The sequence below is a fragment of the Arthrobacter sp. HMWF013 genome, from assembly GCF_003061105.1.
In the GTDB taxonomy this organism is placed as follows: Bacteria; Actinomycetota; Actinomycetes; order Actinomycetales; family Micrococcaceae; genus Arthrobacter.
The window spans coordinates 1-6,127 of the sequence record NZ_QAIQ01000013.1; the positions used below are offsets into that span (position 1 = coordinate 1).

8 protein-coding genes are annotated in these 6,127 nt (G+C 63.8%); 4 read left to right on the plus strand and 4 right to left on the minus strand.

Features of this window, described 5'->3' with window-relative positions; all coding sequences use genetic code 11:
* The 4 genes from DBR22_RS00445 to DBR22_RS00460 all read left to right on the plus strand — a co-directional run.
* On the plus strand, positions 1 to 987 hold a 987-nt coding region (locus tag DBR22_RS00445; RefSeq protein WP_108597276.1), incomplete at its 5' end, for an NAD(P)-binding domain-containing protein.
* An 87-nt stretch (positions 988 to 1,074) separates the two neighbouring features.
* Positions 1,075 to 1,497 (plus strand): arsenate-mycothiol transferase ArsC, encoded by a 423-nt coding sequence (locus DBR22_RS00450; protein ID WP_108597277.1) that lies wholly within the window; start codon positions 1,075 to 1,077, stop codon positions 1,495 to 1,497.
* A 3-nt stretch (positions 1,498 to 1,500) separates the two neighbouring features.
* A complete protein-coding gene (locus DBR22_RS00455) occupies positions 1,501 to 1,758 on the plus strand; it encodes a hypothetical protein (protein WP_181364961.1) in 258 nt (85 codons plus the stop codon).
* Positions 1,748 to 2,221: a universal stress protein gene (locus DBR22_RS00460; protein ID WP_108597278.1), complete on the plus strand. Its 474-nt coding sequence runs from the start codon at positions 1,748 to 1,750 to the stop codon at positions 2,219 to 2,221. The genes DBR22_RS00455 and DBR22_RS00460 overlap by 11 nt, the downstream gene beginning before the upstream one ends.
* A 133-nt stretch (positions 2,222 to 2,354) precedes the next feature.
* Here the strand turns inward: DBR22_RS00460 and DBR22_RS00465 are convergent, their stop codons facing one another.
* From DBR22_RS00465 to DBR22_RS00480, 4 genes are all read right to left on the minus strand, one after another.
* Positions 2,355 to 2,957, minus strand: coding sequence for a TetR/AcrR family transcriptional regulator (locus DBR22_RS00465; protein WP_108597279.1), 603 nt, complete (start codon positions 2,955 to 2,957; stop codon positions 2,355 to 2,357).
* A gap of 140 nt (positions 2,958 to 3,097) precedes the next feature.
* The gene (locus DBR22_RS00470; RefSeq protein ID WP_108597280.1) at positions 3,098 to 3,964 is read right to left on the minus strand and encodes an alpha/beta fold hydrolase; all 867 of its coding nucleotides are present in this window, start codon (positions 3,962 to 3,964) and stop codon (positions 3,098 to 3,100) included.
* Between the two features lie 43 nt (positions 3,965 to 4,007).
* Positions 4,008 to 5,006 carry an NADP-dependent oxidoreductase gene (locus DBR22_RS00475; protein WP_108597281.1) on the minus strand — a complete coding sequence of 333 codons (999 nt, stop codon included), beginning with the start codon at positions 5,004 to 5,006 and terminating at the stop codon, positions 4,008 to 4,010.
* A 127-nt stretch (positions 5,007 to 5,133) separates the two neighbouring features.
* Positions 5,134 to 5,847 (minus strand): SDR family oxidoreductase, encoded by a 714-nt coding sequence (locus DBR22_RS00480; protein ID WP_108597282.1) that lies wholly within the window; start codon positions 5,845 to 5,847, stop codon positions 5,134 to 5,136.
* Positions 5,848 to 6,127: the final 280 nt, after the last annotated feature.

Here is a 6,127-nt window from a genome sequence, read left to right on the forward strand (position 1 = left end):
TTCGTCGTCCGCGTCGAACACGCCGACGGAGAAGTCCGCGAGTACCGGGCCGCAGCCGTCATCGACGCCTCCGGCACCTGGTCCACCCGCAACCCGCTCGGAACCTCGGGGCTGCCCGCCGTGGGCGAAGCCGCCGCGGCCACCCACATTTCCTCACCGCTGCCGGACGTCCTGGGCCGTGACCGCGAGACGTTCGAGGGCCGCACGGCAGTTGTTGTCGGCGCCGGGCATTCGGCAGCCAACACCCTGCTGAACCTCGCCGAGCTCGCAGCACAGGTGCCCGGGACGAAGATCGTCTGGGCGATCCGCGGCGCCTCCGCGGCCAAGGTTTACGGCGGCGACGCCGACGGGCTTGCCGCCCGGGGCCAGCTCGGCAGCCGGCTCCGCAGCCTCGTCGAATCCGGTGCCGTGGAACTCCACACCGGCTTCGGAATCGCCTCCCTCGCAGCCTCCGACGCAGCCGTATCCCTGACCTCCACGGACGGCCGCACCCTCGAGGCCGACGTCGTGGTCCCGGCCACCGGGTTCCGCCCCGACCTGGACATCCTCCGGGAACTCCGGCTGGAACTGGACCCGGGCGTGGAAGCCCCGCGAGAGCTCGGCCCGCTGATCGACCCCGAATACCATTCCTGCGGCACTGTCGAACCCCACGGCGCAAAGATGCTCGCCCACCCCGAGCAGGACTTCTACATCGTCGGCATGAAGTCCTACGGACGGGCCCCCACCTTCCTGCTCGCCACCGGCTACGAACAGGTCCGCTCCGTCGCTGCCGCCCTGGCAGGGGACCGGGAAGCCGCCGACACCGTCCAGCTCGAACTCCCCGAAACCGGCGTCTGCTCCTCGGACATCGGCACCAGCTGCGACGTCCCCGCCGTCGTCCCCGCAGGATTCGTGGCCGAAACTTCCGGAGGCTGCTGCGGAGCACCCGAACCGGTCCTCGTCGGATTCCCCACCGGCCTGGCCCACGGCCGCTCTGCTGAGAACTGAAAACAACACCGGGCTCCTGCACCGGATCAGCGCGCCTGGCCGAATCACTGCTCCACGACCCCAGCTCAGAGAAGGAAGAATCAAGGCATGACTGAAACCACGAAGACTCCCAGCGTCCTGTTCGTCTGCAGCAAGAACGGCGGCAAATCCCAGCTTGCCGCCGGACTGATGAATCAGCTCGCCGGTGGAGACGTCACCGTCTACTCCGCGGGAACCAAACCCGGTAAGTCCCTCAATCCCCAGGCAGTGGAGTCCCTGTCCGAGCTCGGCATCGATATCACCGGCGAACACCCGAAGCCCGTCACCGAGGAGGTCCTGGACGCGGTCGACGTCGTGATCGTCCTGGGCAACGAAGCGAAAGTCGAAGCCCCCGGGGGCAAACGCCTTGAGGTCTGGGATACGGACGAGCCCTCCGAACGGGGTATCGAAGGCATGGATCGGATGCGCCTTGTCCGAGACGATATTAGGGCCCGGGTCCAGAAGCTTCATGCGGAGCTGATCGGGAACTAGGCCATGCCCGCCCCGGCGATATCCCGCACACTGGCCGCGGAAGGTGCACCGCGCAGTGGCCTCGCCGCGCTTTGCATCACCCAGACGACCGGGTGGGGTGTGCTCTACTACGCATTGATCGCGGCGGTCCGCCCTATCAGCGACGACACAGGCTGGCTCGGCACCTACACCAACATGACATACGCCATGGCGGCCGCCACCGGGACGGCAGCACTCATCGCCGTCGCTGGCCGGTTCTCCAGAGGACCTCATGCCAGATGAAGAGTGGCCGGACGGACCAGTGGTGGTCGGAGTCGGATGGTCCTTTTCAGAGCAACTGATCCTTACTGCCGCGGGCCTCGCGACAGCCCTGGGACAGCATCTCGTTTGTGCCTTCGTGGATCCAGCCAGCTACCTGACTGAATGGGAACCGGAGGCCCAACGGACCGCGCTTTCACTGGACCCGATCATCAATGAAGAGGCCGAATATCCATCCGGGCAAGTGCAACGGAATCTGGAATCCATTCTCGGCCAACCCGGGGAGACATGGTCTTTTCGCCTGCTGAACGGCGACGTCCCCAAAGCCCTCAACCGCCTGGCAGAGAGCACGGATGCCTCCCTGCTCGTTGTCGGCGCCGATCGGCCAGGGCACGTGGCACGGTTGGACAGGTTCCTCGAAGGATCGGTATCAGGGTCCCTGATCCGCAGTCAGCGGTGCCCGGTCCTCGTTGTCCCCGACAACTGAGAACGGGGATCCAGTAGTTCCCGCCCTCTCACAGTGGGACTGTTAGCGCCGCAGCTCCTGGCACAGGCCAGGGAGCAGGGCCTCCAGGGACACCATTCCGCGGCTGCCGTCCAGATCGGGTATGCCGGCCGCGTCAGCGGGGTATCAGCAGGCTGATTTGCTTCCTGATGTCCTGCACCAGTGCTTCATTCTCCAATCCGGCGTTCGCACTTGCCGCCATGCTGACAAACATGATTGCCGAGACAATGCGCGCCGTCGTCGCGGCGTCACCCGCTCCGGCCAGTTCTGCCCGGCGCAGTATGGCGGCAATGGCCTCCTCGGTCTGCGCAACGATGGATAGAGCTGCGCTGTGGTGTGGCTCGGTAGGGTCGCCGAAGACCATTTCCCGCAGGTAAAAGCGTCCGTTGTCGATCTGGGTTCGGTTGCACTCCACGATCGGCCGCACGACGGCCATCACCGCACCCAGGGCATCCTGGATGGTTTCAGCATCCGCCCGGCCCCGGTCGAGCGCTTCGGCGTAGTGGGCGTTCTGGACGAGGAGAAGGAGTTCTCCCTTGGTTTTGGCGTAGAGGAAAAGGGTTCCGGTGCCGATGTCGGCTTTGTCGGCGATCTGCTGGGTGGTGACGTCCTCGACGCCGTATTCGGCGAACAGCTCAGTGGCTGCGGCCTTGATGCGGTCCAGCTTCTCCTGCTTGTTTCGCTCGCGACGTCCAGGCGGCCGGGATGTGACAGGCATGTAGGTTCCTCTGGACGTAAACTGACTGGACTCAATATTGAGTATACCGAAGCTGCGGAGGCCGGGCCCTCCAGCCGGCGCCCCTACTCTTCGTAGCGGGGGAGGATCCGGCCACCCCTCTTCTCTCGCGAGCGTGGTGGTCAGGGGGCGAGGAATTCGACGACGGCGGGTGCGAATTTCGCGTGGTACTGGAAGATACCACCGTGGCCGGAGTCGGGGTAGATGATCAGTTCGGATCCCTTGATGCGGCGGTGCAGTTCTTCGGATAGCGTGGAGGGCACCATGCGGTCGTTGTCGCCATTGGCGATGAGGGCGGCTTGAGTCAGTGCGGACAGATTCGACGGGGCCGAGCGGCCGAACTCCTGGATTGCCTTCAGCTGCGTCTGGAATGCGCGGGGGCTGATTGGCTTGTCACGGTTCTCAGTTCGCTCCTGAAGGCGTTGGATGAACGCTTTCGCAGCGGGTTTTCCGGTGCTGTTTCGGTTGAAGAACAGGAATTCCTTGGGGTCCGACCGGGTCAGGGTTGCCCGGAGGATGTCCCAGTAGGTGGTGCCGATGACCTTGTCGATGTTTTTGCCTCCTCGCGGACCGGTTCCGGTCAGCACGAGCTTGCGGACAAGATGGGGATGTTTGATGGTCAGGTCCTGGGCGACCATTCCGCCCAGCGAGAAGGAGAATACATCTATCTTTTCGAATCCGAGGGCCTTGATGAAGGTGTAGGCGTCGTCGGCCATTGCCTCGATACTTTTGGGAACTTGTCCGGTTGAAGCGCCGACACCGGGCTGGTCGAAGGTAATGACGTGGCGGTTCCTGGCAATGGGGTCGATGATACGGGGGTCCCAGTTATCAAGGGTGGCTGCCAGGTGGACGAAGAACACGACGGGGATGCCGCCCTTCGGCCCAAGCTCGCGGTAGGCGTAGCTGACGCCTTCGGCGGTGACAGTGCTGGCAGGTGCCTTCGCGTATGAGGTGACGACTGGCTCGTTTACGGCGTTGGTGTTGTCCATGACGGTGTTCTTCCGGATTCTCTGCGTGAATAGTGCCGGCGGGTCAGCTGTTGACGGTGAGCACTGCTTTGCCGCGGAAGCCCCCTGCGGCCAGAGTTTGCAGCGCCTCTGGAGCCTGGTCGAAGGTGAAGACCTTCCCTACGATGGGGCGCAGTACCCCGGCGTCAACCAGGGCGCTGATCTGACGTAGTTGGTCGCCGCTGGAACGCACGAAGAGAAACTCATGGCTGACGCCGAGCTTCCTGGCTTGCCTTCGAATCTTGCTGCTGAGCCCGGTGATTGCCAGGCGCAGAATGGGGTTGAGGCCTGCTTTGCGGGCGAATGCGGGATCGGGCGGGCCGGCGATACCAATCGCCTTTCCACCGGGCTTGAGGATGCGCAGAGACTTCTGCAGGTTTTCGCCTCCGAGGCTATCCAGCACCAGATCGTATCCGTTCAGGAGCTGCTCGAAGTCCTGGGTGCGGTAGTCGATAACGATGTCAGCGCCGAGGTCCCGCACGAACCCGGCGTTGGAGCTGCTGGCGGTGGTTGCGACGGTCGCGCCAAGATGCTTGGCGAGCTGGATGGCGATAGAACCGACCCCGCCGGCGCCGGCGTGAATGAGAACTTTCTGTCCTGGCTGCACGTTTCCCTGCTCGACGAGGGCCTGCCATGCCGTAAGCGCCACCAGCGGCAGCGAACCGGCCTCCTCCATGCTGGCCGATTCGGGTTTGAGGGCAAGGTCTTCCTCCGCGACGGCAATACGTTCAGTAAACGTCCCGATGCGCTCCTCGTGGGGACGGGCGTAGACCTCATCGCCGGGCTTGAACCCCTCTACTTTGTCCCCGACGCGCAACACGGTGCCGGCTACGTCGTTGCCGAGGACCAGCTGGAGCTTGTAGGGAAGGATCTGTTTGAACTCGCCCTGGCGGATCTTCTCGTCCAGCTGGTTCAGGCCGGCAGCCTGCACCTGCACGAGCACGTCCCGTTCGCCTACGGCCGGTTCAGCAACCTCAGCTTCGCGCAGCGGTTCCTTGTACTTGTTGATAACGAATGCCCGCATGACGCGATGCTCCTTCGGGAAGTTTTCTTGACTACAATCAATTATGACTCGACTCAGTAAAATGTCAACGTCGCGCAAAGCGCCGTGGAGATGAGCCGGGTTCATCTCCACGGGGCTGGCGCTGTTTCTAGGACTTGCTGAGCGTAAGTTGGGGGTAGAGCGCCTCGATGGGGGCGCTGAGTCCCGCCTTGAGCTGCACGGACGTCTCGTCGGCGAGAACCTCGTACTCTCCGGCTTCGACGGCATCCAATACCGTTGTGACCAGATCAGCCGGGTCCATCTTGGGGTCGGTGGCATGCGCAGCCATCGCTGTGTCGACGTAGCCGACATGGACGCCCACCACATGTACCCCTTCGGGGGCGAGCTCCAGACGAAGCGAGTTGGTGGCCGACCAGAGGGCGGCCTTGGTGGCGCTGTAAATACCGCCGACGGCGTTCCAGCTCATTGCGGAGTGGATGTCGATGAGTGCGGAGTTGTCCTTGGCTGACAGGATCGGCGCGAAGGCACGTGCGAGGAAAAGAGGGCCGAGGAAATTCGTCTCCACATTGGTCCGGATTTCCGCGTCGGTGTGGGTAAGGATGCCTGGGGTTGCCACGCTGGCTCCAGCATTGTTGATTAACACTGTGACATCGCCCGCGGCCTCGACTGCAGCCCGGATTGAGGCCGGGTCAGTGATGTCGAGGGTGAGCGGGACGATGCGCTCGTCCTCCCACGTGCGCGGGGTGCGGGCGGTGGCGTAAACCTTGCTGGCGCCGCGTGCCAGGGCGCCTTGGACGAAGTGGGTTCCGATGCCGCCGTTTGCTCCGGTGACGAGGACGACTGCTCCATTGAGTGAGTGCATTTCACGAACTTTCTTGTGTACTTTTCCATCCGCACCGGTCGGCGTGGATGGTGAGAGATGGGCGATGGTCGGATAGTCGGTGAGCGCCGCCGTCGGCCACATATCCCAGGGGGAGCGGAGCAATTCGTCGTCGCCTACATGGCGAAGCAACAGGTACGCCAGGTTCCGGGTCGCGAGCCCGCCTACCGGGTGCCGGTACTGGGCGCGCACACTCTCGGTGTCGCCGTCGTTGAGTCGACCTCATGGCATGGCGGGGGCGAGGCGGATACCCACCCTGTCT